This window comes from Psychrobacillus mangrovi (genome assembly GCF_037104765.1).
Lineage (GTDB): Bacteria > Bacillota > Bacilli > Bacillales_A > Planococcaceae > Psychrobacillus > Psychrobacillus mangrovi.
The window spans coordinates 1-26,672 of sequence record NZ_JBAWSY010000004.1 but is presented as its reverse complement, the minus strand read 5'-3'; the positions used below and the strand labels follow the sequence as shown (position 1 = coordinate 26,672).

Here is a 26,672-nt window from a genome sequence, read left to right as displayed (position 1 = left end):
TTCCTGTATACTGTATACAAGCATAATATATTATGCTACTATTCTTGTAAATAAAAATTTTAGAATTGTTAGAAAGTTAGGTGTTTTTAATTATGTTGAAAGGTTTAATTGAAAAACTTGGAAACCAAAAAGTGAGCCAAAGTGAATCGGAGCTTTATCGCCATAGTGGAGATGAATCTTCCCATACTCGGGTAGAACCAGATTTTGTGTTTTTCCCAGAAAATGTGGAGGATGTTGTGAAAGTACTTCAATTAGCAAATGAATATGATGTTCCAGTAACGCCTTATGGTGCTGGTTCTGGCTTAGAGGGCCAAGCCATTCCAATTAATAAAGGGATTTCAGTAAACTTTGATCAAATGAATAAAGTAGTGGAGTTTTTCCCAGAAGATTTGATGATTACGGTAGAACCTGGAATGACACGTCTTCAGCTAAATGAGTATGTAAATAAACACGGACTATACTTCCCTATTGATCCAGGTGCTGATGCTTCTATAGGTGGTATGGTTGCGACCAATGCTAGTGGTACTACAGCAGTACGTTATGGCTCAATGCGGGACCAAGTATTGGACTTAGAAGTAGTTCTAGCGAATGGAAGTATTATACATACTGGTTCAAAAGCGAAAAAATCCTCCTCTGGTTATCATTTAAACGGAATTTTCACAGGTTCTGAAGGAACTCTAGGTATCATAACTAAGGTTACGGTCAAATTGCATGGTATTCCCGAAAAAGTTTTAGCTGCACGTTGCACATTTGAAACTCCTGGTGAATGTGCAGAAGCTGCTCAAGCTGTTCTATCAAGTGGTATTCAAATAATGCGCATGGAACTAGTGGACGCTGAAAGTATTAAACAAGTAAATGAATACGGAAATTATACATTTCCAGAAGCACATTCCCTTTTCTTTGAATTTGCTGGCTCTCCGAATATCGTGGAAGAAGAAGCTACAGTTGTCGAAGAACTAATGAAAGAATTTGGCTGTAAAAACTGGGAACATGCAAATTCTTCGAAAGAACGTATAGAACTTTGGAAAGCACGACATGAAATGGCATATGCATATAAGCATATTAAAGGGAAAGTATCTACGGGATCGGATTCATGTGTACCTATTTCGAAATTGGCCGAAATGGTTGTATTTGGTCGTAAGTTATTGGAAGAAAGCGGACTAGTAGGAGGAGTATTTGGACACGTTGGGGATGGTAACTTCCATACGCTTGTTATGTATGATCCAAATAATTCTGTAGAAGTTGAAAAAGCAGAATATACAAACTCACAAATTGCGCTGAAAGCGATCAAACTTGGTGGCACATGTACTGGTGAACATGGGGTAGGTCTAGGGAAAATGAAATACCAAGTTGCCGAGCATGGGGAAGCTGTTGAATTAATGAAGTCGGTCAAAGCATTATTTGACCCGAAGGGCATTCTTAATCCTGGGAAAATGTTTTATATATAAAAACCAAAAAGGACTGTACAACAAATTACGTTGTACAGTCCTTGCTATTCTATTGAGGCATTTGATCGGTTTCAAGACTCAATTGCCATTCGATACCGAACTTGTCCTTCACGGATCCGTAGCATTTACTCCAGAAAGTTTCTTGGAGCTCCATTCCAACTTTTCCGCCTTCTTTAAGTGCTTCAAATGCTGATCTGATTTCATTTTCATCTTTACTTACAACTGCAAGACTAATATTGTTACCTTCAATAAAAGGAGAACCAGGAAAAACATCAGAAAACATTACATTACTTCCACTAATATTTAGTCGAGTATGCATAACTAAATCTTTTGCTTCCTCTGGTAGTGTGTAATCGGGACTTGGTGGCGCTTCACCAAAAGTCATTATTTGTGGCTTTTCTGTTTTAAAAACTTCTGCGTAAAACTCTGCAGCCTCGCGACAATTTCCATTAAAATTAAGATATACGTCAACAGCCATATGATACACTCCTCTACTTTTTAATGTTATTCATTTAATAATGAATGACAACATTATTGTAGCATTTGTCTGTTTCAAAAAATATATACCTTTGTTAATTTTATGAAAAAAGTGTTTAATATACTTTATCACCATTAAAGATTGAGTTTTTAACAATTACATAATCTACATTTCGGATTGCATCTAGTTTATTTCCACCAGCATAAGAAATAGAGGATTGAAGGTCTTGTTCCATTTCTTTCAATGTATCTTCTAATGGCCCTTTGTGCTCCACATACATTTTTTTACCTTCTACGTTTTTCTTTTCACCTTTTTGGAATTCAGAAGCAGAACCGAAATATTCCTTACAAAGCTTTCCATCTTTTTCGATAGTTTTTCCTGGTGACTCTTCGTGTCCAGCAAATAGAGAACCAATCATTACCATAGAAGCACCAAAACGTACAGATTTAGCGATATCCCCATGTGTGCGGATTCCTCCATCTGCGATGATCGGCTTACTAGCAGCCTTTGCACACCAACGAAGTGCAGCTAATTGCCAACCTCCTGTACCAAATCCTGTTTTAATCTTTGTAATACACACTTTACCTGGTCCAATACCTACTTTAGTTGCATCGGCACCAGCATTTTCTAACTCTCTTACTGCTTCTGGTGTACCAACATTACCAGCAATAACAAAGCTAACTGGTATATGTTTTTTTATATGTTGAATCATATTGATCACAGCATTTGAATGCCCATGGGCAATATCAATTGTAATGAACTCTGGAACCAGTTGTTCTTCAGCTAATTGTTCAATAAATGTATATTCTTCTTCTTTGACCCCAACACTAATCGATGCAATGAGTCCACGTGATTGCATATCTTTAATAAAAGAAATACGCTTTTCTGGCTCAAAACGATGCATGATATAGAAATAACCATTTTCTGCTAAGTAATTTGCAATTTTATCGTCTATAATAGTCTGCATATTGGCAGGAACGACAGGCAACTTAAAAGTATGCCCACCTAAAGTAACAGTTGTATCACATTCTGAACGGCTATTAACTACACATTTTGCCGGAATTAATTGAATATCTTCATAATCAAATACATTATCCACGCTTAACACTCCTAAATACGAATATTAATTATTAGGATGAACTAAAATGTTCGTCCATTTGATAATTTACATTAATTTCATGTAAATGTCAAAGGTTTTAAATTAATAAAGCATTTAATTCTCTTCCTTAGTACGATGAAACATTCATAGCATTAGTTATTGCTATAAAGGGTAATGTAAAGCTAAGAATACAATATAAAAGTGAGAAGGTGTTCAAATGCCAACTAATAAGAGCAAACCAAATAGACTGATCGAAGAGAAATCTCCTTATCTTTTGCAACACGCATATAACCCAGTGAATTGGTATCCATGGGGAAAGGATGCTTTTGAAAAAGCAAAGCAAGAAAACAAGCCTGTATTCGTGAGTATTGGTTATAGTACTTGTCACTGGTGTCATGTGATGGAAAGAGAATCCTTTGAGGATCAAGAAGTTGCGGAGCTTTTAAATAAGCACTTTATTTCTATAAAAGTAGACCGTGAAGAGCGTCCTGATATCGATTCCATCTATATGAATGTGTGCCAGATGCTCACTGGTCAAGGCGGTTGGCCACTTCATGTGTTTTTGACAGCAGAGCAAAAACCTTTCCATGCAGGTACTTATTTTCCGAAAGAAAGTGAATATGGACAACAAGGAATGCTCGACCTTCTACCACAAATTTATAATATATATAAGAATGAACAATCCCAGATTGTTGAAATTGGCGAACAACTTACATTTGCGTTAAATGAAAGCCCTCAATCCAAAGAGAGCTCTATTCCACCCAATACGATTGATCAAGCATATCAACATTTAACTGGTAATTTTGATACACAATATGGTGGATTTGGAACTGCTCCTAAGTTTCCCTCACCAACACAGCTTTTATTCTTATTGCGATATTATTATGTAAATAAAGATGAGAATGCATTAAACATGGTGGAAGTAACACTTGACGGAATTGCACGTGGTGGGATTTACGACCATATTGGATACGGTTTCGCTCGGTATTCCACAGATGAATTGTGGCTAGTTCCTCATTTTGAAAAAATGTTATATGACCAAGCATTGCTGCTCCTTGCTTATACGGAAACCTATCAAATTACGGAAGTTCCTCAATATAAAGAAATTGTTTATAACACGGTTGAATTTATCGAACGTGAAATGACTCATCCCGATGGAGGTTTTTATTCGGCGATTGATGCGGATAGTGAAGGTACTGAAGGCACTTATTATATTTGGTCACTAACTGAAGTATTGGAAATATTAGGTGAAGAAGAAGGAACCCTCTTTGCAAAAGCATATGATATTACAGAGGAAGGTAACTTTGAAGGGAAAAATATTCCGAATTTAATTTATGTGGATGCAAAATCCTTAGTAGAGGAATACGATATTTCTTTGGATGAGCTGGAAGACCGTCTGGAAGTATCTCGCAAGCTATTGTTAAAGAAACGTCAAACTCGTGTATACCCTCATCTAGATGATAAAATACTTACTTCTTGGAATGGACTACTTATTGCGGCGCTTGCAAAAGCTGGCGCTACTTTTGCAGAACCAAGATTTATTGACCTTGCAGATAAAGGATTACAGTTTATCGATCAACATTTAATAAAAGAGAATGTACTCTTTGCACGCTATAGAGATGGCGAAGCAAAGCACAACGCATACTTAGATGATTACAGTAATTTTATTTGGGCATTAATCGAATTTCATCAAGCAACAGGAGACGAAGAATATATAGTGAAAGCAAAAAAACTAGCAACCACTCTTTATTCCCATTTTGAAGACAAAGAAAATGGGGCTTTCTATTTTACTAATAAAGAAGCAGAAAAATTATTAATTCGTGAAAAGTCGGCATTAGACAACGCAACACCCTCAGGGAATGGAACAGCAGCAATGCAGCTTTGGCGTTTAGGAAAAATTACAGAAGATATGGAGCTGCTGAATAAAGTCGAGCGCATTTTTTCTGCATTTACAGACGATGCTACCCAGTACCCATCAGCTGTACTTTCCACTTTAAATGCACAGCTGGCTTATATGGGCAAAGCCCGTGAAATAAAAATAAATGGCGATCCTGCTGTCGAAATATTAAACTACATCCAAAAAACATATCGACCTTACGATGTCTGGACACATAAAAAGGAGGATACATCCCTTTCGGTTCAGATTTGTCAAAATAACGTTTGCCACTCCCCACTAACTGATTTGGAACAGATTATGCTAGAGTTGTCGTAGACGGCCAAAAGGCACTTTGGTTAGTGCCTTTAAATTGAAGAAAAGAAGGCGATTGGCTAATTGTTCTCAATTCTTAGTTTGAATTCTTGTCATTAATTTCTATTACCTTAAGATTATTCTGCCTCTGAATATAGGAAATAAAAAAAGGTAACATTTTATTGGTTTGGAGAAGCGTCCGCTCGCCCGCGGTAAGCGAGCGGTAAGCTTCAGAAAACCCCATATCCTATATAAAATAAATTCGAGGTTTTCTACAGTCTGAATGCACTGTCGTTAATGACTTGTCCATCATTCTCGAGCTGAATTTGCTTACTACTTTCCATATATGCTTCTATCATTTTAATACGTTCACTTAATTCGAGTATAGCCTGCATAATTTGATGCTGCTCCATTTTATTCATATTCGAATGTATTTCCATATATTCTACGGATTCGCCCACTCTTCGTAAACTTTGATTCATAACCTCTACAAAATATTCAATTTTCAACCGGCATACCCCCATTCCTATCTATATATGTACTATGGTATATTGTATTTAAGTTATTTCAAATATCAGAATTATTCGTAATTTAAATCTATGGCATTTTGACTATTTATTAGCACTAATAATTCATTTTTGGATATGTTTAATCAATCAAAATTTTATTTTCATTTATTTGTAAATAAATTTCCCGTTTCTAAATATACTAGTCTTAAAGAGTTGAGGAGGAGAATTGTTGTATCCAAATTATGTTGATTCGGAAGAAATGGCCATGAGACAGAATTTAGATTTAATCGCTTCCCTTAATATGATTGCGGAAGGAAGTCCAGTTCATCTCCTTGATGAACGAGAGTTGGTACAAGAAGACAATTAAAATTTTTTACTTAGTTCCCCACATTTGTGGGGTTTTTTAAATAGATATATAATCGGTTTTTTCCACCGATAAGTAAATAGACGAACAATTTAGAAGAAAGGAAATAAAATATGAATCACGAGTTAGAAGGTATAAGGCCCATTGTGGAATCGGTATTTCACCATCTGCATAACAATCCGGAGGTTAGTTGGAAAGAAGTTGAAACTACAAAATATTTAGTTGATTTGTTAGTTAAAGAAGGGTTTCATGTAACGACTTTCGATGATTCTACTGGACTTGTTGTCACTATTGGTAGCGGAAAGCCATGTGTCGGCCTGCGAACGGATATGGATGCTCTATGGCAGGAAGTAAATGGTGAATTCAAGGCAAATCATTCATGTGGTCACGATGCACATATGACTATTGCAATTGGTACGTTGCTTTTATTAAAAAAACTAGGCGTTCCTCAGCAAGGAACTTTGAAAGTATTATTTCAACCGGCAGAAGAAAAAGGTACGGGTGCCCTTTCTTTTATTCATAAGGGCTTAGTTGATGATCTGGACTATTTGTATGGCGTTCACCTTAGACCTATACAAGAATTAGAGCATGGTTACTGCTCCCCAGCTATTATCCATGGAGCTGCAAAGCTAGTGACCGGCAAGATCCATGGAATAGAAGCACACGGGGCAAGACCACATCTTGGTATAAACGCTATTGAAGTTGGAGCGCAGATTGTACATGCAATTCAAGCGATCTACCTGGACCCAATGGAATCTTATTCGGCAAAACTTACAAGATTTCAAGCCGGTGGGGAATCAGGAAATATTATTCCAGGAAATGCAGAGTTCAGTATCGACGTGCGAGCGCAATCAAATATAGGAATGAAAGAACTGATTGCAAAAGTAGAAAACGCTATACTTTCTATTGCAGCTCTTCATCGAATTACAATTGACTACCATGTTGAGACGGAAATTGTTGCTGCAGAGGTAGATGCAACAGCAGTCGAAATAATGAAAGAGGCAATTATCGGTACAATTGGACAAGAATTTTGTATACCACCTATTGTGACACCTGGTGGAGAAGATTTTCATTATTATCCTGTAAAAAGAACAGGCATCAAGGCGACGATGCTCGGACTAGGTTGTGACTTAGCGCCAGGATTACATCACCCAAACATGACATTTAAGCATGAATCGATTTTCACTGGTATTGAAGTACTTGCTCGAACAATCATCAACACATTCCAAAAAGGAAGCGAATGATAGAATCCTTTGTAGATGATAAGCGGATAACAAATGGTACAATATTAATCGATAATAAAAAATTACCAGCCCATTGTTTTCAAAGGAGCAATCAAATGATCATCAAAGAAATTAATATACGAAAAATGAACATGACGATGAAGTCACCATTCACTACTAGTTTTGGTTCGCTGCAAGTAAAAGAATTTCTATTATTAGAAGTTACGGACGAATTCGGAAACACTGGTTGGGGTGAATCGACAGCTTTTTCATCTCCCTGGTATAACGAAGAAACGGTCGAAACGAATCTTCACATAATTAGAGATTTTTTGATTCCACTTGTATTAGATAAAAACTTTGGACATCCAGATGAAGTAAGCGAAGTATTTGCTCCTCTGCGCAAAAATAATATGGCGAAAGCAGCAGTTGAAGGAGCAATTTGGGATTTATATGCTAAAAGAAATAAATTAACACTTGCAGAAGCACTTGGTGGCACTGCAAAAAAAATTGAAGTTGGAATTAGTATCGGTATTCAAAAAAGTACAGAAGAACTTGTGGAACTTGTGGGAACCTATATAAAAGATGGATATAAACGCATAAAAGTAAAAATTAAACCAAGAAATGATATTGAAATTATTCATGCATTACGAGAGGCTTATCCAGATGTTCCACTTATGGCTGATGCGAACTCGGCCTACACTTTAAAAGATATAGCTTTATTAAAGCAGCTTGATGATTTCAATTTAATGATGATCGAGCAACCACTTGCCTCAGATGATATTATTGATCATGCAAAACTTCAAAAAGAATTGAAAACGCCAATTTGTCTAGACGAAAGTATTCATTCCATGGAAGATGCACGTAAAGCAATTGAACTTGGAAGCACTAAAGTGATTAACATTAAAATTGGACGCGTTGGTGGTTTAACTGAAGCGAAAAAAATTCATGACTATTGCATGGAAAAAGGTGTACCAGTATGGTGCGGCGGAATGCTCGAAGCTGGGATAGGACGTGCACATAATATAGCACTTACAACACTGCCAAACTTTCTTTTACCAGGGGATACATCAGGCTCTTCACGGTATTGGGAACAAGATATTATCAAGCCAGAAGTAGTAGCAGATGACGGCTATATTACTGTGCCAAATGCTTATGGCATTGGTTATGAACCAAATCTCGAAGTGATGGATCGTTTCACAGTAGAGCAATTTTATTTTAAAGCATGATAAAAAAGGGTCAGATGTTTTAGAATCTGAACCCTTTTTATTGATTAATTTACTTCTAATCTATTCGTATTTTTAGCTAATAAGTTTAATTTGTTATCAGTTGCATTTACTTGAGCTACTAAATCTTCTAGGAGGGGATTATTATCCACCCCTTCTAATTTGTTCACTAATGCTCTTACTTCTTCCATTTGATAGCTTAAGTTAATTGTTTCGCCTTTATCCATAGTGTTATTAACGTTTTCTAAAGCCATATATATAGTTATTGGCAAAACAAGTTCAGTACGCTTTTCTTGCGCAGGAATCTTATACACTGAGATTAAAGATTCACGATTTTGTTTTCCATCCACTTTGTAAAATATGGACGTCCCTTTTCTCAGCTCTTTAGAAAGTAAGTGATAATAATTTTCAAGCGCCTCCCAATCTTTCGTTGCTTTTGCTGTTTCAATTGCTGATATTAATGGTAATATGGTGTTTTTGCCATAGGAATTTGCTTGTTCATAGGTAACTAGAGGAATTGGCTTTTGTTCGATTGTTTCTTTTTTATTGTCTTTTGTTTTGTCCATTTGGCTGTCTTTTACGTTAGTTACACCTTTAATATTGTTTTCGTCATAATCTTTATACCTACTTTTATAGTCGAAGTGTCGTTTGTTTCTTTCTTGATCTTTAAATTTTTCCTTCATTTGATGAAACTGTTTCCATTCACTTGAATTATTTCTTTCCTTATCTCTATCTCTTCCATCGTCTCCCTGAGCATTACCAACTAATGGTCCTCCGAGCAAAGATGCATATAACAGTGCGGTTGCTGCAGAAACTTTCATTGTGCTTTTCTTCATACAAAATTCCTCCTCTTTCTTTTGGAAAGTAAGTACTGGCTTCTGTATTAAGATCTCTACCTTCATTCTGCATACCCTCAAACAAATAATTTAAACATTCAAAGTTGATATAACAATAAAAAAATCCTCACTCTATTTAATTTGAGCGAGGATTTGATTCTATTAATTTATTATTTTTTTACATCTACAATACGGCCTTCTACTTCATTCTTAACTGTTTTCATAGATTGAAGTTGTTCTTGAAGATTTTCCCAATCGGAAAGACCCAGATCTGTTACACGGCCTTCTTCGTAAGCTTTTTTGAATACATCATAGCCATCTCCACCTTTTGCAGTGAATGCATTTGTAGCTATGACATATTTTTCATCATCTTTAAGTTCTACAAAAGTACCGTCAGCAGCTTTATATTTAATAGAAACAACACGTTCTCCAGCAGGCTTAGAGGAGTCAAATTCCACTTTTGCTCCAGAAACATGTAAGAAGCCGCCATTTTCTTTTGGATATGATTTAAAGCTAATTTCAAAAGCAGCTTTTAGTTCAGCACCAGTTACTTCCATTGTTGCTAGAGTGTTACCGTAAGGAAGAACTGTAATTATTTCCCCAACTGTAATCGGACCAGCATCAATTGAAGCACGAATTCCTCCGCCGTTTTGAAGAGCCATAATTACTTTATCATTATACTTCTTAGCTTTTACAAGCATTCCGTCTGTAATGATATTTCCAAGTACTGTCTCGTTTTTACGTACACTTGGTTTCGTATCATCCCCATCTGTCCGTGGGTTTTCTAATGTTGTTTCAGCTAAAACCCCTATTTCTGTTTTACTAGTTTCTTCAACTTTTGCCTTATACGTCTTCAATAATTCAGCTGCAGCTGCATCTTCTTTTTGATCTTTAATAGGAATTAATTCTCCGGCATGCCCTACAACTTTACCTTCTTTATTAAATTCTACATCCAAAGTTCCTAGGAATTCACTATACTGTGAAGCTTGGACAATAATAGTAGGATCTTTTTCTTTACCATCTTTATCCTTGGTAACTGCTACTGGTTTTTCTAATTTTGTATGGCTATGCCCACCAACGATTACGTCAATTCCACTAACAGCTGCTGCTAGAAGTAAATCGTTATCATATGTTGGGTTATCATCATAACCAATATGAGTTACTGCTACTACTTTATTAACGCCTTGTTTTTCAAATTCATCTACCATCGTTTGTGCTGCTTTAATATAATCCGTAAATGTCACATCTTTTGGACTAGAAATATCAGCAGTTTCAGCTGTTGTAAGACCGAATAAACCAACTTTTTGTCCATCAACTTCTTTAATAATACCGCTGTAAATTTGACCATCTTTCGGGTCAGAAGATACGTTTACATTAAACAAACCTTTTAAATTTACGTCTTTTGAAAAATCAGCATTTGCACTAACGAATGGAAAGTTGGATTTTGAAATAAATTCACTTAGCGCTTTATGTCCTTCTGGAGTCGATCCTAAATCAAATTCATGATTACCAAAAGTCATCACATCATAATCCATTAATTTCATAAGTTCCAAATCAGCTTGTCCTTTGAACTCATTGAAATAAAGAGTACCAGAGAATACATCACCAGCATCGATTAATAGTGCAGATGGTTTTTCAGCTCGTACTTCTTTAATTGCTGTTAAACGTTTTGGTGCTTGTTGTGTATTTGCGTGTGTATCATTTACATGCATAAGAGATAATGTAAATCCTGGATTTACTTCTGCATTTACTTTTTCAACGAATGCAAGTAGTTCTTTTACTGCTGGAAGCTTTTGTTCACTTGGTAATCTTTCTAACAGTGGTCGAATTGATTCAAGAACTTTCGAAGCTTCTTCTTCTTTACCTGCCGCAAAAAGTGCTTGAGCTTGAGTAGCTTTCATATAAACTGTTACAGGAACCATTAGTTCTGATCGTTTCAAATCAGCTGGCTTTTTATATTGATCTAGTAATAAATCGCGAGCAGCTTTCCCAGAAAAACGATACAGGATAGCTGTTCTTGTTTTTAATTGAGCTGAAAGTTTGTGATATTCTTTTTCAATTTTTGCCCAGTCTTTAGCAGACTCAGCCTTTTCTATTTCGTTCATGATCGGAGTTAAATATTTATTTGCATAGTTATATGCATCAATGTATGGAACAATGCCTTTTGTTACTCGTTCTTGGTACAGATCATCTAAGTTTTTCAGTAAAGTGGATTTATTTTTAGCATTAGATTTGATGATTTCATTTCTTGCTTTTTGGTAGTTTACTTTCGCAGTATTTAAAGCTTTGTACAAATCAGCGCTTGCTGCTACCTTACCTGATTGTGCGGGAAGCACATATGAATAAGAAGCATTTTTAATGTCTTTTCTTGCATTGTCTACTACACTTTGAAGAGAATTAGCCGCAAATGTAACACTTGAAGCGGTGAATAATGAAGTTGCAATAACCGCTGCAACCGCTGATTTTTTGACCTTACTGTTTTTCATAACTTACCTCCTAATAATGATTTAGCAATTAATCTATTAGTAGATTTATATGTACCCACTATTTCTAAATTAACTTAATTGCCAATATATCGCAAGTGTTAAAATTTTGATAATTCCAAGTAAATATTGTAAAGAAAAATGATAACTCAATGGAGACTCGACAAGAATCTTCCTAATTCCCTAAGTACTTGTTTTATAAGACAATTTCTACTTCTCTTTTAATGATTACTCTTTTGATTCTATGGTATAATAAAGCATCAAACAGAGATGGGAGTATCATTATGTTAAGAGATTTTTTTATCGCATTATCTGAAAATCAACTATTAAATGGGGCAGCAAAAAAATACGGTTTAAAAATGGGTGCACAGCATGTAGTTGCTGGTACGAACGTTGAAGAAACAATTGAGAGCATTAAAAAATTAAATGCAGTCGGAATCTCTTGTACTGTTGATAATTTAGGCGAATTTGTATTTAAAAAAGAAGAAGCTTTAGAAGCAAAAAACCAAATCATTGCAGTTATTGAAGCAATCGAGGAGAACAAAGTAGATGCACATATCTCATTGAAGCCTTCTCAGCTTGGCTTAGATATTGACTATGATTTCGCTTTAGAAAACTTAAAAGAAATAGTAGCGATTGCTCATAAATACGGAACATTCATCAATATTGATATGGAATCACATAAACACTTACAACCTTCTTTTGACATCTTGGACGAGCTTTCAAAAGATTACGATAATGTAGGTACAGTTATTCAAGCGTATTTCTATCGCGCGGCAGAAGACATTCAAAAATATAAAAACTTCCGCCTTCGAATTGTTAAAGGTGCATATAAAGAGCCAGAAGAATATGCATACCAAGCAAAAGAAGACATTGATAAAAACTATATTGAACTAATTGAATGGCACCTATTGAATGGTAAATTTACTTCTATCGCAACACACGATCATAATGTAATTAACCATGTAAAACAATTTATTAAAGACAACAATATTCCGAACGACAAATTCGAATTCCAAATGCTTTACGGTTTCCGTACAGATATGCAATTGGAACTGGCAAATGAAGGATATAACTTCTGCACGTATGTTCCATTCGGTCAAGATTGGTACGGATACTTCATGCGTCGTTTAGCAGAACGTCCACAAAACATGAATCTTGTAGTGAAACAAGTATTCAATAAAAATACAAACACGTTAATTGGAATCGCAGCTGGTGCGTTCGCACTTGGAAGAATCACAAAACGAAATAAAAACAGACGCTAAAAAGCGAAAACACTGTATTGCCGTAATCTAATGGCAATACAGTGTTTTTTATTTATTGGGAAAACCTATAATTATTATTACAGGAGTATTGCTGGTGCCAGGCACCAGTAATACTCCTGTAATAAAAAAACACCTCATTCTACGGGGAATGGTAGAATGAGGTGTTTTGGTATTTTCCTTGTTATCGCTCAAGGATTATTTTATTTAAATCGCCGTAAATTTTATGCCTTCTACTTCGTTTTCTTCGCTCTAAGAAAACTGTTTTATCGCTGTTGTTTCCCCTATTATACTGAAGTTTTCTGAACATGCTCCTTCTAAACAAGTTCATCAACTTTACTTACTATTCATTTGTTAACTTAATAGTAAACCAATTAAATGAGAATACGCATAGAGATTTATTAGAAATTGATGAGAAATTTCTTATTCCCATGTGACCGTAAGAATTTTTCCTGAAATTGAATGCACTTGGATCGTTGCTTTTGTTTGTTTTGCTTTGGCTGTATCTTTTGAGTCACTCTCAGATAAAGTTGCTTTCATTACGATTAAATAGTAGCCGCCTTCATTTGTTTTTACAAATGAGCTACTTTCTACTGTACCCTTCACCTGCTGTTGTGCAGTTTTTATTGCTTGATCTTCAGAAATCAAAATAGTTGCTGGTTTTTCTGTCTTTTGTTCGGTTTCTGGTTTCTTTGCTTCGGCTTGAGCTGTAAGTGACGGTGATTGTGACGGTGCTACAACCTTGGTTTCGCCCGATTTTGTCTCTTCAGTTTTAGAAGACTCGGATTTAGCTGACTCTTCCTTGGCCACATCTGTTTTGCTTGCTTCTGTTTTAGTTACTTCGGTTTTAGTTACTTCTGTCTTGGTTACTTCGGTTTTGACAGGTTCCGTTTTTGCAACTTCATCTTTCGGTTTTTCTTCCTTTGTTTCGTCGGCCTTAGAAGTTTCTGGTTTTAAAACATCTTTTAAAGCTTCTTTTAATACTTCAGTAATTGGTTTTTCTTCCTTTACAACAACAGAAGGCTTGTCCTCTATTTTTATTTGAGAAGACAAAACACCCTTTGGAGTAATAGTTTCAGCTAATATAGATTTTTCTTTTTTTTCTAATATCTTACTAGAATTTTTAGGCTTCTCATTAATTATTATTTTCGTTGGTGGCTTTACTATATCTACCTGTGCCACAGAATTAGTAGTATCGTCTATTTTTAATAATGGTTCTTCAAAAATCACAAGAGTTTTTTCTGTTGCAGCTTCTATCGACTCTTCCTTATTGACATTTGCTTTCTCTACGACAAACTCATCTGTTTCCTCAAGGGAATATACATCTCCAGTGACTGCGTTCATTTCCACCACATACACAGAACCGCTTTTTGTAATTAAAGCTTTGTAAACATCCTGTTTCATCGTGACTCCCGCAACTTCTGCATCATACATTTGCTCAAGATGGGAGCGGACTTCATTTTCAGATATCGACTGTTTATTATTTTCGTTGATATTTAGAAAAACTACGATGCCTCCAGCTACTACAATTACACTAAAAACAGGTACGAATCCTTTTCTTTTGAAAAATTTCACTCACGCTTCCCCCCTAAAACCATCATACTTCACGAACATTAAAAATTGATGAGAATTTGGCTTTTAGGAATAAAAATATGAATAGTTGTTCCAAAGCCTACTACACTCTCAATTGTAAGCTCTGCAGAAATTCTTGTAGCAATATCTTTTGCGATTGCCATGCCAAGACCAGTTCCACCAGTTTTTCTATTCCTATCTTCATCTACACGGTAGAAACGATCATATATATGCTCTAAATCTTTTTTAGGTATGCCATTTCCATAGTCCATAATTGAAATGATAGTTCCCTCTTCATTTTCGGATATAGTCGTTTTAATTTCTTTTTCACTGTATTTTCGAGCGTTATCAAGAATAATGAAAAGCAATTGTCTTAATTGCTCTAAATCGGTGTTTGCATAGATGGAACCTTCCCCTTTTAATAAAAACTTTCGATTATATGCAGTCCGCATAGAATGTAAGGTAGTTTCAACCAGTTCAAACACATCAACCGTTTCAAAGTTCCGCATGGATTGTTCATTACTCTTTGCAAGTAATAGCATTTGAGAGATCATTTCTTTCATTCTACTTGTCTCATTAATAATTGCTTGAACAGATTCGTTGGCAATTTCAGTGTTACTAAAGCCATGTCGAGAAAGAAGTTTCGCATAACTCTCAATAACAGTCAAAGGAGTTTTCAATTCATGAGAGGCATCTGAAACAAATTGTTCCTGTTTGTTATAATTTTGTTCCAACTGATCCATCATTTCGTTAAATGCAATGCCCATTTGCGTCATTTCATCCTTAGCATTTCGCGGGACAGCAATTTTTTGATATTTCCCAGAAAGTCTACTTTGTGACATTGTATTTATTAGTTTTTCAATTGGATTTGTTATAATCTTTCCTAGTGTAATACTGGAAATCGTCATTAGGAGCATACCTGCTAACGTAACACCAGTTAATATGAGTCTAAGAAACTCTAAGTTATTATCTACGTCATCTAATAATTTCAATGTCTGCACTTCATTCACTTTTCCGTCGACCCAAATAACCGGTTTACTAATCGTTAGAATTGGAGTCCCTTTAAAAGTTCCTATCGAATATCGCTCACCAGTTTCAAATTCTGGCACATAGTTATTTACTTCATCAACTGTTTGAACAAATAATTGCATTTCACCTTTCGTATTACTCACACGAATTGCACCTTTTACCGGAATAAAAGCTCGCATAATGGTGGCTGCATCTTCTTCCTTTTCCATTTTGCTTAAAGCGGTAATCAGTTCATCTGCATCCGAATTTAGCTGCTTATATTCAGTATCATAAGCCATTTTTTCAAAAATAATATAAACACCTATATTCATTAAACTTAAAATAATAAGCGTTAAAAAAGTAGAAAACAGATGAATTATTGTTTTAAGCTTCATGCTTAGACTCCTTCAAAACATAACCCACTCCACGAATAGTTTGAATAAGAGAAGCTTTCTGATTCTCCTCGATTTTTTTTCGAACATATCTTATGTATACGTCTACCACATTTGTATCTCCGTAGTAATCAAAGCCCCATACCGCATCGAGTAGCTGTTCTCGTGTCAATACCTGGTTAGGATGTTTCATCATATATAGTAATAGATCATATTCACGTGGGGTTAAATTAATTGATTGACCATTTCGAGATATCTCTCTCGTATTCTCATTTAAAATAAGTGACTCAAAAATATGTATGTTTTCATCCTTCAAAGGGAGAACTGGTGCAGTTTTAGAAAAGCGGATAGCAGAGCGGACACGAGCTAGCAGTTCCTCTATTTCAAAAGGCTTCGTCACATAATCATTCGCACCAAGATCAAGTCCCGTCACCTTATCCTCTAGATCACTTTTAGCAGTTAGTAGAATGACAGGAGTATCCGATTCCGTTGTTCGAATTCTTCTAAGAACATCTAACCCATTCAATCCTGGCAACATCAAATCGAGCAGAATTAGATCCCATTCTTTCTCTCGATATTTTATTAACCCATCTGTACCGGTATACGCAATATCAACTGAGTACCCTTCGAACTCCAGTTCTAATTGCAAAACACGTGCAATATTCTCTTCATCTTCAATAATTAATATCTGCTCCTTCACCCTAATCCCTCCCCCTCTTTTCTTCCATTTTATCACACAACTCCACACTCCGTTCATCCCATTGGACATCCCATTCATTTATGTTACAGAGTTGTTACTGGTGCTGTTACTGGTGCCAGGCACCAGTAACACTCCTGTAACAAGTCCGCTTTTTTAAAACAGGTTTAAAAATTTTATTTTAGTTGTTAAATTGTGAGCAAAAATTCATTCTTGAATACTTAACTCTATCAAAATTAAATTGTCGCAGAAAGATGCAAATTGTGACAATTGTGCTTACTTTAGTTTTGTTATATGGTATTGGAAATAACGGAGGTGGATATCAATTGGGCAGAATTAGAAGAATTTGGCAACCAGAGATTTATTATCATGTGACGATGAGAGGGAATAACCGACAAAATATATTTTTAAATAGCGGGGATTTTGCACTTTTTTTTCGTGCGCTCGAATACGCTTATGCAAAGTATCCTTTTAGCATTCTTGCGTACTGCATAATGAACAATCATTATCATTTATTGATTCGGTCTCCTGAAGAACCGTTGTCGAATGTCATGGCAATATTGAATAAACGGTACTCGGAATTTTATAAAAGAAAATATAATTATTTTGGGCAGCTTTATGAGACTCGTTATTATGCAAGTATGGTGTCGGATCCCATTAGTCTATTGAATGTAAGTTGCTATATTCACCAAAATCCGATAACTACAACAAGAGCATTAGTAGAAAAAATGGAAGACTACAATTATAGTTCGTATAAATACTATTTTCATCAAATAAAAACAGTGCATCCGTTTTTGAACACAGACTTTCTTCCTTCATTAATTGAAACTAATCCTGAAATACAACAACCCGATTACTGTACTTATTGTGAGAATTTCAGAAAAAATTTAGAACAAAAAAATCCTCCCCTTCATCAACTAATGTTGACATAAGAGAGGATGTCTATTTACGCTATAATTTCAGATTCCAATACTACAGAAAGAATAGGATTATCAGCCTTACATGCTTCCACGAAAGCTGTGAAAATCGGGCGAATAGAGGCTACTTGACCTTCCATCATTTCAGGATGCCATTGCACTGCAACTACAAAACGGGGATCTTCCCATTCCATCCCTTCAATAATACCATCAGGTGCAGACATTGTTGGTTTAAATCCTTTACCTAATTCTTTTACTGCTTGATGGTGAAAACTATTAACGCCAATTTCTTCTACTTGGTAAATATTATAAAGCTTTGATTCTTTCTCAATCTTTACTGGATGAAAGGCATGATGTCTCAGCGCTTTTGGCACAAAGTGATTAATTCCATCAGGCTTTTGAGATTTCAAATCCTGATAAAGAGTCCCCCCTGTTGCCACTGCTAATAATTGCATCCCACGGCAAATTCCAAGGACAGGCAATGTCGTTTCGATCAAAACCTTTTGAGCAAGACTCACTTCATGAATATCGCGTTTCGGCTCAATCATTCCTAATCCGAAACGTGGGTATTCACCATAAAAGTTTGGATCTATATCCGACCCACCTGAGAATAATACACCATTCAATTTTTCTAATAGAGGAGATAACGTTTCAATATCCTCTGTTATTGGCAGTATAACAGGTATTCCACCTGCGCGTTCAATCGCTATAATATAGTCATCTGCAAGTAATTGCCACTCTTGATGTTTAGCACCAATACCTGCTTCCAGTCCTGCAGTATCATTTGATAAATAGTTAGCACAAATACCTATTAGTGGTTTCATTTTTATTCCTCCGTCCAATGCATCGCAGAAAGCAAACTATATTTTATACATTCACTTCTACTACCCAGCCAAACGGATCTTCTATATTTCCTTTTTGAATACCAGTTAATGCGTCATAAAGTTTTTTAGATACTTCTCCAGTTTCACCGTTATTTACATAAAACAGCTCACCCTTCCAACGAAGTTCTCCGATTGGAGAAATAACCGCTGCAGTTCCTGTTCCAAAAGCTTCATCTAATTTACCGTTAAGATACGCTTCTCGAATTTCTTCCATAGATACTTTACGCTCGTTTACTGGAACACCCCAATGTTTTAACAATTGAATAATCGATTTTCGTGTGATACCATCCAAAATGCTACCATTTAAAGCAGGAGTAACTACTTCACCGCTAATTTTGAAGAACACGTTCATACTTCCTACTTCTTCTATATATTTTCGTTCAATTCCATCTAACCAAAGAACTTGAGAATATCCCTCACGATCTGCAACTTCTTGTGCTTTTAAACTTGAAGCATAGTTCCCTGCAGTTTTCGCAGTTCCCGTTCCTCCTGCAACAGCACGCACATACTCACTTTCTACTAGAATCTTAACAGGGTGAATACCCTCTTTATAATAAGAACCTACAGGTGACATGATAATGATGAAGCTATAAGTAAGTGAAGCTGAAACGCCTAAATGAGGCTCTGTTGCAATCATAAATGGACGAATGTACAAGGAAGTACCAGGTTCTTTTGGAATCCATTCTTTATCTATTTCAATTAATTGCTTTAATGCTTCAAGTGCATCCTCTTCATTAATTTTAGGCATGCTTAGTCTGTCACATGAGTGATTCATACGTTTCATGTTCTCTTCTGGACGGAATAAACGAATAATACCATCTTTAGATAAATAAGCTTTCATACCTTCAAAAACAGTTTGACCATAATGCAAAATAGTTGCAGATGGATCTAGAGTTATTGGCTGATAAGGGACAATGCGATGATCATGCCAACCTATTCCTTCAGTATAATCTGCGATAAACATATGATCTGTAAAAGTTCTACCGAAAACGAGCTGATCTGCTGACAATTTTTCTTTTTTGTTCTCACTTGGTGTAATTTGAATTTTTAGATTACTCATGACGTACTTTTCCCCTATCAATTATAAGATTATTAAATTGCAACTTTTTTCAGTGTGCAATATATTATATGCAATTATACTACTTTTACGAAAATTAGAAATACCTTTTCATCATTATTTTCAAAAAAATCTTTTAATCTCCTGAATTAGCTCTAAAATTGATAGAAAATTCATGTTTATGTAACAATTTCAAGGGGTCTACGGATACTCAATTTATTGATTATGAATTCGTTACCCCAGAAGGAACCTCGTTTGTTACTAGCAAGGTTTCTAATAGTAAATCAACAGTGCTAGAATACGAACCACTTTTGTGGGTGGAAATTCCGTTATTAGCTCTTCTAATATGGATTCAGAATACACTTATAATATCCTTTTCTGATTCGGGTCAGGAACAATCTATCTAAATAAAGATAAAACACCAAAAGTAGAACGTTTAATTGTTCCAAAATTCCGCGACATGCGAATGAAGTATTAACTAGAGGTAAAGCATCCCAACTTTTAGTACGCTACTTAAACTTCTTAGAATCTGACTTAAAACAGAACTACCGTGACGACATGCTCTACTTCGACTAAAAAAACCAAATCCCCTCCAAAACCCTTAACAGGTTGGAGGGGATTTTTGTTTCAAAATTGTTACTGGTGCCTGGCACCTGTAACAATTTTGTCATTTTCAGACAAGTATAAACCAAAGAATCATTGTAACTATAATTGTAGTGATTCCTTGCAATAAGGTTGCCATTGTTTGAGCTTTGTATGCATCTGTTACTTTCATTCCGCTAAACTGTGTTACGACCCAGAAGTAGCTGTCGTTTACATGGCTTACTGTCATTGCTCCAGCTCCGATTGCCATAACAACTAACGCTAGTGGAAGTGCTCCTTCAATTCCAAGTGTAGGAAGCATTGGCGCTATTAAAGATGATGTAATAACTAGTGCCGCAGTAGAAGAACCTTGTGCCGTTTTTAATGCCGCTGCAATAAGGAAAGGAACTAATAAGAATAATGCACCGTTTGCTAGTGCTCCTAAATCCATCTGCTGTAATTGGTCAGCAACACCAGAGTTTTTAATTACCGTTCCGAACGATCCACCTGCACCAGTTATTAATAAAATAGGTGCCGCTTCTTTCAAACTTTCTCCTATCCATCCTGATAAAGTGTTTTCATTGATTTCAGGTAGTAATAAAAACGAAGCCAATACTCCGAATAATAATGCAACTGTTGGTGCTCCTAAAAACTGTAGAAAATGCGTAAATCCTGAGTCACTGCCTGTTAACGCAGCTACTGAACCAATACCAATTAATATAATTGGTAACACGATTGGTAGAAACGATTTAAATGTAGAAGGCATTTTGCCAAATGATTTAATTACATCTTCATAATCCAGTGCTTCTTCATTATCCGCTTCTACTTCAATTTTCGTACCTACTTTTATTGCCCAAAGATAACCTACGATCACTGCTGGAATTGCTACTAATAAACCAACTAAAATGATGGTACCTAAATAGTCAGAAGCTCCTATGTTTCCTGCAGCTGCTATCGGTCCAGGAGTTGGTGGAACTAGTGTATGAGTCGCAAATAAACCAGTTGAAAGTGCGATCGCCATCGATGCAACTTTCACTTTTGCACGCTTCGCTAAAGACTTTTTCAAGCTAGAAAGAATAATAAAACCAGAATCACAAAATACCGGAATGGAAACGATAAAACCAATAATAGACATTGCTAACTGTGGACGCTTCTCCCCCAAAATACGAAGCACCACTTCTGCCATACGATAAGCCGCACCAGATTTTTCTAAAATAACCCCAATGATTGTTCCTGCAACAATTACAATTCCGATACTCGTCATAAGTCCACCGAAGCCGGCATTTACATTTTCGACTACAGTCAGCAGTGGCATCCCAGAAGCAATTCCTACGAAGAACGCACTCATTAACAAAGCTAAAAATGGATGAAGCTTGAACACTGCTGTTGCTACTACAACTAATACAACACCGAGAAAAATCACTAAAAATAACATCTTTCCCACCCCTTTTTATTTTCCTAAAATGGATCCCATCATCTCTTTTGTTCTAATTCGCAAGTAATGAGCAGCATTCTGAATAGAATCTTCTTGAGAGATAGTGCCATCCGCTACACTTGCGAGTTTGTAAAAATAAGAACTTAATGCTGAAATGCTTGCTTGTTCAATAAAACCTGAAAGTAAAATTACGGGAATATCCTTTGTCTTAGCGGCATTCGCAATTCCAATCGGCGCCTTGCCAGAAAGTGTTTGAAGATCAGATTTTCCCTCTCCAGTAATGATGATATCTGCTCCCTCGATCTGTTGAAGAAAATCAATTGCATTCATGACAACTTCAATTCCTGGTTTTAATTCAGATGGGAAAAATGCTAAAAAAGCACCTCCCAATCCTCCAGCTGCACCCGATCCAGGTTGGCTATGTAGAGAGATTCCTGTTAAATCTTCAATTCTATTTGCTAGATTTAATAAATTCTGATCAAGCTTATCCACTAAATCAGGTGTTACGCCTTTTTGTGGACCAAAAATAGCGGTAGCACCATTAGTGCCAACAAACGGATTATCGACATCGCAAGCTAGTATGAAATGAGATTCTTGTATTCTTATATCAAAATCAGATAAATCAATTTCAACTAAATCTTTAAGCCCCTCGGCTCCTGGCTTAATTTCTAATCCATCTTTATTTAGAAACTTCATTCCTAGTGCTTGAAGCATACCAGTACCACCATCATTTGTTGCACTTCCACCTAGGCCTACAACAAATTTCCGATATCCATGATCTAAAGCTTGTAGGATTAACTCTCCTGTTCCAAATGTGGAAGCAATGAGCGGATTTTTTTCATTTTCTTGTAAAAGCGTTAAACCGGATGCTTTTGCCATTTCAATAACACAAGTTTCTCCGTCTCCCAAAACCCCGTACTCCACTTGAATAAGTCGACCTATTGGATCATGTACTTCTACATGAATGGTTTTACCATTTGTAGAAATAATCAGCGGCTCCAATGTACCTTCACCACCATCTGCAACAGGTAGTAATACAGTTTCAATGGACGAATCAATTTCTTTAATTCCTTCAGCTATTTCAAAAGCAGCTTGCGTTGCTGTTAATGAACCTTTGAAAGAATCAGGACTTATGACCACTTTCACGTAAACAACTCCTTCTAATTAAGCGCTTACATAAAATTATAGTGTCAGATTTCGAAATTTACATTATACTTGAAGTACAAAAATACTGTACTACAACAAGGAAATTTTTATACTTTATGGAGGTTCTATGATTACTAAACAGCTAGCCAATCAGATTGTTGAACAAACGATGCTGCGACTACATAGAAATATTAATGTCATGCAAACAAATGGAATTATTCTTGCTTCTGGCGATCAATTCCGCGTAGACAGCATTCATGAGGGTGCGGTAGCAGTTGCGGCAACGAAGAAGGTATTGTGGATTACGGAAGAAAATAAACACTTATTCCCAAAAACCAAGCCAGGAATAAATTTGCCAATATTTTTTCAAAATGAATTAGTTGGGGTTATAGGGATTACTGGAGAACCCAGTGAAATCGAAGAGATTGCAACCCTTGTCCAGCTTACGACGGAAATGATGGTTCATCAAGCATTAATCGTGTCGGAACGTGAATATAAACGAAAAATGCAAGAAATGGTTTTTGAAGAATTGATGAGTGGTCAGCCGCTTCAAAATGTAATTTATGAACGAATAAACAAAATAGGCTTTGTAAATAAACCCCCTTTTTACGCCTTGATGTTAGAAATTAATCCCGAATCTAAATCCTATCAAACCATATTGCAAGGAATTGAGTACTTCTTTCAAAGAGATTCTCTCTTGGTCGGACATTATCAATTAAATGAACATTTTATTCTTATATCTGGTCTGGATGAAAAATTAATAAAAAAGAAATTAGATGCACTTGCATCTAATCTAAAAAAGTATGAGGTATTACCAATAGGAGTTGGACAAGTTGCACACTCCATCGAAGAAGTTCATATTGCTTATCAAACGGCCAAAACTGCACTAACGTATGGGCTCCCGAATAAAAACGTCAGCTATTTTGAGGATGTTGAAGTGTTTTCCTTATTTAAAAAACATGACTCCCGAGAAGCAAAGCAATTTACTAATCGAATATTAAGTGGTCTAAACGAAAATTTACTCCTAACATTACAAGAATACTTTAATTGCAACCAACAACTCGGAATTTGCGCGGATACTTTGGCCATTCACCGGCACACATTAACATACCGCCTCAAAAAAATAGGCAAACTAACTGGTTTTAATCCGACTGTATTTCAAGACGCAATCATCCTCCAAATTGCTTTGTGGTGTTTAGCTCCTGATGTAAAAAAATAGACAAAAAAACCGTTTCAGCGATAATTCGCCGAAACGGTTCTATTTATATGATTATTTTTTCGCTACTGAAACGTTTGCAACTTTTTTAGCTCCAACGTATTTATTACCCCAATAATATGGGTCATTTAATTTGTCGATTCTAACACCTTTAGAAGAAGAAGCGTGAATAAATTTTCCACTACCTATGTATATCCCCGCATGAGAGACACCTTTTCCCGTTGTGTTAAAGAATACTAAATCTCCCACTGCAAGATTAGCTTTCTTTACTGCTTTACCTGTACTATACATACCTGCTGCTGTTCTAGGTAATTTAACACCTTGTTGTTTGTACACGTAACCAATGAAACCAGAGCAATCAAATCCTGCCTTCGTTGTTCCACCATAACGATATTTAATTCCTATTAGACTTTTCGCACTTGATACGATTTGTGTCGATGCTACAGAGCTTGCTGCTTCTGTATTTCCTGCAAATGTTCCCGCGGCTAAAACTACAGTTAAACTAAAGATAGTGATGATTTTTTTAAACAAAGAAGTCAAAATTATGTTCCTCCAAAAGATGTAAACTCGAAAAAAATTCTAACAAAAACTTCCTGAAAATTTCTCTATACCCATATTAACACGAACTAAACATTTGCGAGTTTACAGTTGTGTAACAAATCTATTACAAGATTAGTTGGAAACTCCTAAACTTTATCTATTCCAAAATAGATAAAATTATATATAAAGTACTATTTTTCGCTTTTTTAATTTGTAAATCGCGGAAGTATTTAATATACTCACATCTAAAGACACCTTTTTCCGACAATCCACCCCTTAAATCATAACCAGAGTTCATTCAAGTTTTCTTTCACGACTATTTCAGGTCTATTTCTGGTGCCAGGCACCCGTAATACTTTTGTAACAATCTGTTTATCTTTTTTTAAAATTAATAGTCACATAATCATTTAAATTTCCATGCCTGCATAATATCTATAAAGCTTTTTCTATAGCTCATACACATTGAAAGGAATTACCTAGAAGCAGAGGAGACTTTAATATTGATAAAAAAAACGTTCCAGGTCAATATCACCTGGAACGTTAAATTAATTAGTGAACACCATGTGCTACCATAGCATCTGCTACTTTCAAGAATCCTGCAATATTTGCTCCAACCACTAGGTTACCGGGATGACCAAAATTGTTAGCAGCATTATGACAGCTTTCGTAAATATTTCTCATTACCAACTTTAGCTTTTCATCCACTTCTTCAACTGTCCAAGACAATCTCATACTGTTTTGGGACATTTCCATTGCAGAAACAGCCACGCCACCAGCATTTGCCGCTTTGGCTGGTCCAAATAAAACACCATTGGCTTGGAATAATAGAACAGCTTCTTCTGTACAAGGCATATTTGCACCTTCTCCAACAGCTATTACACCATTTCCAATAAGAATGGCAGCGTCTTTTTCTTCCAATTCATTTTGGGTTGCACAAGGTAATGCAATATCACAAGGAACTTTCCAAATATCTGTGCATCCTTCAGAATAAGTTGCCCCCTTATGAAATTTTATATATTCTTGAATTCTTTTATTATCAAATTCTTTTAACTGTTTTACTGTTTCAACATCAATGCCGTTTGGATCATAGATATATCCGTTAGAATCGCTACAAGCTAAAACTTTCGAACCTAGCTCGATTGCTTTTTCCATCGCGTATATAGCAACGTTTCCAGAACCAGAGACGATAACGGTTTTCCCTTTAAAACTATTGCTTTTTTCTTTCAACATTTCTTCTACAAAATAAACACAGCCGTATCCTGTTGCTTCTTTTCTACCAAGGCTACCACCATGATTTGGATCTTTACCAGTGAAAACCCCAGCTTCGTAACCGCCTTTTAAACGATTATATTGCCCGAACATATAGCCAATTTCTCTTTTTCCAACACCAATATCCCCTGCTGGAACATCCATATCGGCACCAATATATTTACTAAGCTCTGTTATAAAGCTTTGGGTAAACCGCATAATCTCACGGTTGGATTTCCCCTTCGGATCAAAGTCAGAACCACCTTTACCTCCACCAATAGGTTGACCTGTCAATGCATTTTTAAACGTCTGCTCAAAAGCAAGAAACTTCATGATACTACTATTAACAGTCGGATGAAAACGAATTCCACCTTTATATGGCCCAAGACTATTGTTAAACTGTACGCGAAAACCTCTATTTACTTGAACCTTCCCAGTGTCATCTTCCCAAGCAACACGGAATGTAATAACTCGATCTGGCTCTGTTATTCGTTCCAAAATGCCATTATATATAAACTCCGGATGCTTCGAAAATACAGGACGAAGCGAATCAAAAACTTCTCTTGCTGCCTGTAAAAATTCTTTTTCATCTGGGTTACGTTTCTTCACTAATTCATATACCTCGTGCACATAATCGTTAGCTCTACTTTTTAATTCACCCTTTACATCTCTAGCAATCTCCATAGCTCATCTACTCCCGTCATTCATTTACATATTTCTATTATCTCGAAAAATTAAGATATTTTCAATGTAATTATAAATAAAATATTATAAATATACATCCCATTTTACTCCACTACAGTATATTCCAGGTTTTAGTTTCCAGTATGTTACAGGGTTGTTACTGGTGCCTGGCCCCACTAAC

At 35.9% G+C, this 26,672-nt stretch carries 22 protein-coding genes; 8 read left to right on the top strand and 14 right to left on the bottom strand.

The window, feature by feature from the left end:
- Nucleotides 1-92 precede the first annotated feature (92 nt).
- Nucleotides 93-1,448, top strand: coding sequence for an FAD-binding oxidoreductase (locus WAX74_RS07840; protein ID WP_336497106.1), 1,356 nt, complete (start codon nucleotides 93-95; stop codon nucleotides 1,446-1,448).
- 49 nt (nucleotides 1,449-1,497) lie between these two features.
- Here WAX74_RS07840 and WAX74_RS07835 read toward each other — a convergent pair whose 3' ends face one another.
- Together WAX74_RS07835 and guaC are read right to left on the bottom strand one after the other, a co-directional pair.
- Entirely contained in the window at nucleotides 1,498-1,926 is a 429-nt protein-coding gene (locus WAX74_RS07835; protein ID WP_336497105.1) for a VOC family protein, read from the bottom strand.
- Between the two features lie 115 nt (nucleotides 1,927-2,041).
- Complete coding sequence (guaC, locus tag WAX74_RS07830) at nucleotides 2,042-3,025, bottom strand: GMP reductase (RefSeq protein ID WP_336497104.1); 984 nt, start codon at nucleotides 3,023-3,025, stop codon at nucleotides 2,042-2,044.
- Nucleotides 3,026-3,242: 217 nt separating this feature from the next.
- Here guaC and WAX74_RS07825 point away from each other — a divergent pair, with 217 nt between their 5' ends.
- Nucleotides 3,243-5,237 carry a thioredoxin domain-containing protein gene (locus WAX74_RS07825; protein WP_336497103.1) on the top strand — a complete coding sequence of 665 codons (1,995 nt, stop codon included), beginning with the start codon at nucleotides 3,243-3,245 and terminating at the stop codon, nucleotides 5,235-5,237.
- A 248-nt stretch (nucleotides 5,238-5,485) separates the two neighbouring features.
- On the opposite strand, the gene WAX74_RS07820 is transcribed toward WAX74_RS07825, so the two are convergent.
- Nucleotides 5,486-5,722, bottom strand: coding sequence for a hypothetical protein (locus WAX74_RS07820; RefSeq protein WP_336497102.1), 237 nt, complete (start codon nucleotides 5,720-5,722; stop codon nucleotides 5,486-5,488).
- A 229-nt stretch (nucleotides 5,723-5,951) separates the two neighbouring features.
- Here WAX74_RS07820 and WAX74_RS07815 point away from each other — a divergent pair, with 229 nt between their 5' ends.
- From WAX74_RS07815 to menC, 3 genes are all read left to right on the top strand, one after another.
- Nucleotides 5,952-6,089, top strand: a complete 138-nt coding sequence (locus WAX74_RS07815) for a hypothetical protein (RefSeq protein WP_336497101.1) — start codon at nucleotides 5,952-5,954, stop codon at nucleotides 6,087-6,089.
- A gap of 110 nt (nucleotides 6,090-6,199) precedes the next feature.
- Nucleotides 6,200-7,330, top strand: coding sequence for a M20 peptidase aminoacylase family protein (locus tag WAX74_RS07810; RefSeq protein ID WP_336497100.1), 1,131 nt, complete (start codon nucleotides 6,200-6,202; stop codon nucleotides 7,328-7,330).
- Nucleotides 7,331-7,425: 95 nt separating this feature from the next.
- Nucleotides 7,426-8,535, top strand: coding sequence for an o-succinylbenzoate synthase (gene menC, locus WAX74_RS07805; RefSeq protein WP_336497099.1), 1,110 nt, complete (start codon nucleotides 7,426-7,428; stop codon nucleotides 8,533-8,535).
- Nucleotides 8,536-8,579: 44 nt separating this feature from the next.
- On the opposite strand, the gene WAX74_RS07800 is transcribed toward menC, so the two are convergent.
- Together WAX74_RS07800 and WAX74_RS07795 are read right to left on the bottom strand one after the other, a co-directional pair.
- Nucleotides 8,580-9,368: a hypothetical protein gene (locus WAX74_RS07800; RefSeq protein WP_336497098.1), complete on the bottom strand. Its 789-nt coding sequence runs from the start codon at nucleotides 9,366-9,368 to the stop codon at nucleotides 8,580-8,582.
- A gap of 170 nt (nucleotides 9,369-9,538) precedes the next feature.
- Complete coding sequence (locus tag WAX74_RS07795; protein ID WP_336497097.1) at nucleotides 9,539-11,854, bottom strand: 5'-nucleotidase C-terminal domain-containing protein; 2,316 nt, start codon at nucleotides 11,852-11,854, stop codon at nucleotides 9,539-9,541.
- Nucleotides 11,855-12,135: 281 nt separating this feature from the next.
- Between WAX74_RS07795 and WAX74_RS07790 the strand changes: the two genes are divergently transcribed.
- On the top strand, nucleotides 12,136-13,116 hold the full coding sequence (locus WAX74_RS07790) for a proline dehydrogenase family protein (protein WP_413788936.1): 981 nt from the start codon (nucleotides 12,136-12,138) through the stop codon (nucleotides 13,114-13,116).
- Nucleotides 13,117-13,536: 420 nt separating this feature from the next.
- Here the strand turns inward: WAX74_RS07790 and WAX74_RS07785 are convergent, their stop codons facing one another.
- Genes WAX74_RS07785 through WAX74_RS07775 form a run of 3 tightly spaced genes read right to left on the bottom strand, consistent with a single transcriptional unit; the run spans nucleotide 13,537 to nucleotide 16,842 of the window.
- Nucleotides 13,537-14,688, bottom strand: a complete 1,152-nt coding sequence (locus tag WAX74_RS07785) for a hypothetical protein (protein ID WP_336497096.1) — start codon at nucleotides 14,686-14,688, stop codon at nucleotides 13,537-13,539.
- A gap of 38 nt (nucleotides 14,689-14,726) precedes the next feature.
- A complete protein-coding gene (locus WAX74_RS07780; protein WP_336497095.1) occupies nucleotides 14,727-16,088 on the bottom strand; it encodes a sensor histidine kinase in 1,362 nt (453 codons plus the stop codon).
- A complete protein-coding gene (locus WAX74_RS07775) occupies nucleotides 16,078-16,842 on the bottom strand; it encodes a response regulator transcription factor (RefSeq protein WP_413788935.1) in 765 nt (254 codons plus the stop codon). The genes WAX74_RS07780 and WAX74_RS07775 overlap by 11 nt, the downstream gene beginning before the upstream one ends.
- Nucleotides 16,843-17,045: 203 nt before the next feature.
- On the opposite strand from WAX74_RS07775, the gene WAX74_RS07770 reads away from it, so the two are divergent.
- Nucleotides 17,046-17,714: a transposase gene (locus tag WAX74_RS07770; protein WP_336497093.1), complete on the top strand. Its 669-nt coding sequence runs from the start codon at nucleotides 17,046-17,048 to the stop codon at nucleotides 17,712-17,714.
- A 14-nt stretch (nucleotides 17,715-17,728) separates the two neighbouring features.
- Here WAX74_RS07770 and WAX74_RS07765 read toward each other — a convergent pair whose 3' ends face one another.
- The 4 genes from WAX74_RS07765 to WAX74_RS07750 all read right to left on the bottom strand — a co-directional run bounded on the left by WAX74_RS07765 (nucleotide 17,729) and on the right by WAX74_RS07750 (nucleotide 22,803).
- On the bottom strand, nucleotides 17,729-18,523 hold the full coding sequence (locus WAX74_RS07765; protein ID WP_336497092.1) for a gamma-glutamyl-gamma-aminobutyrate hydrolase family protein: 795 nt from the start codon (nucleotides 18,521-18,523) through the stop codon (nucleotides 17,729-17,731).
- A 43-nt stretch (nucleotides 18,524-18,566) separates the two neighbouring features.
- Nucleotides 18,567-19,643 carry a branched-chain amino acid aminotransferase gene (locus WAX74_RS07760; protein WP_336497091.1) on the bottom strand — a complete coding sequence of 359 codons (1,077 nt, stop codon included), beginning with the start codon at nucleotides 19,641-19,643 and terminating at the stop codon, nucleotides 18,567-18,569.
- A gap of 670 nt (nucleotides 19,644-20,313) precedes the next feature.
- Entirely contained in the window at nucleotides 20,314-21,657 is a 1,344-nt protein-coding gene (locus WAX74_RS07755; protein WP_336497090.1) for a GntP family permease, read from the bottom strand.
- 15 nt (nucleotides 21,658-21,672) lie between these two features.
- Nucleotides 21,673-22,803 (bottom strand): glycerate kinase, encoded by a 1,131-nt coding sequence (locus WAX74_RS07750; protein ID WP_336497089.1) that lies wholly within the window; start codon nucleotides 22,801-22,803, stop codon nucleotides 21,673-21,675.
- 127 nt (nucleotides 22,804-22,930) lie between these two features.
- Between WAX74_RS07750 and WAX74_RS07745 the strand changes: the two genes are divergently transcribed.
- On the top strand, nucleotides 22,931-24,022 hold the full coding sequence (locus WAX74_RS07745; protein WP_336497088.1) for a CdaR family transcriptional regulator: 1,092 nt from the start codon (nucleotides 22,931-22,933) through the stop codon (nucleotides 24,020-24,022).
- A gap of 51 nt (nucleotides 24,023-24,073) precedes the next feature.
- Here the strand turns inward: WAX74_RS07745 and WAX74_RS07740 are convergent, their stop codons facing one another.
- Nucleotides 24,074-24,559 carry a C40 family peptidase gene (locus tag WAX74_RS07740; protein WP_336497086.1) on the bottom strand — a complete coding sequence of 162 codons (486 nt, stop codon included), beginning with the start codon at nucleotides 24,557-24,559 and terminating at the stop codon, nucleotides 24,074-24,076.
- 549 nt (nucleotides 24,560-25,108) lie between these two features.
- The gene (gene gdhA / locus WAX74_RS07735; protein ID WP_336497085.1) at nucleotides 25,109-26,491 is read right to left on the bottom strand and encodes an NADP-specific glutamate dehydrogenase; all 1,383 of its coding nucleotides are present in this window, start codon (nucleotides 26,489-26,491) and stop codon (nucleotides 25,109-25,111) included.
- Nucleotides 26,492-26,672 lie beyond the last annotated feature (181 nt).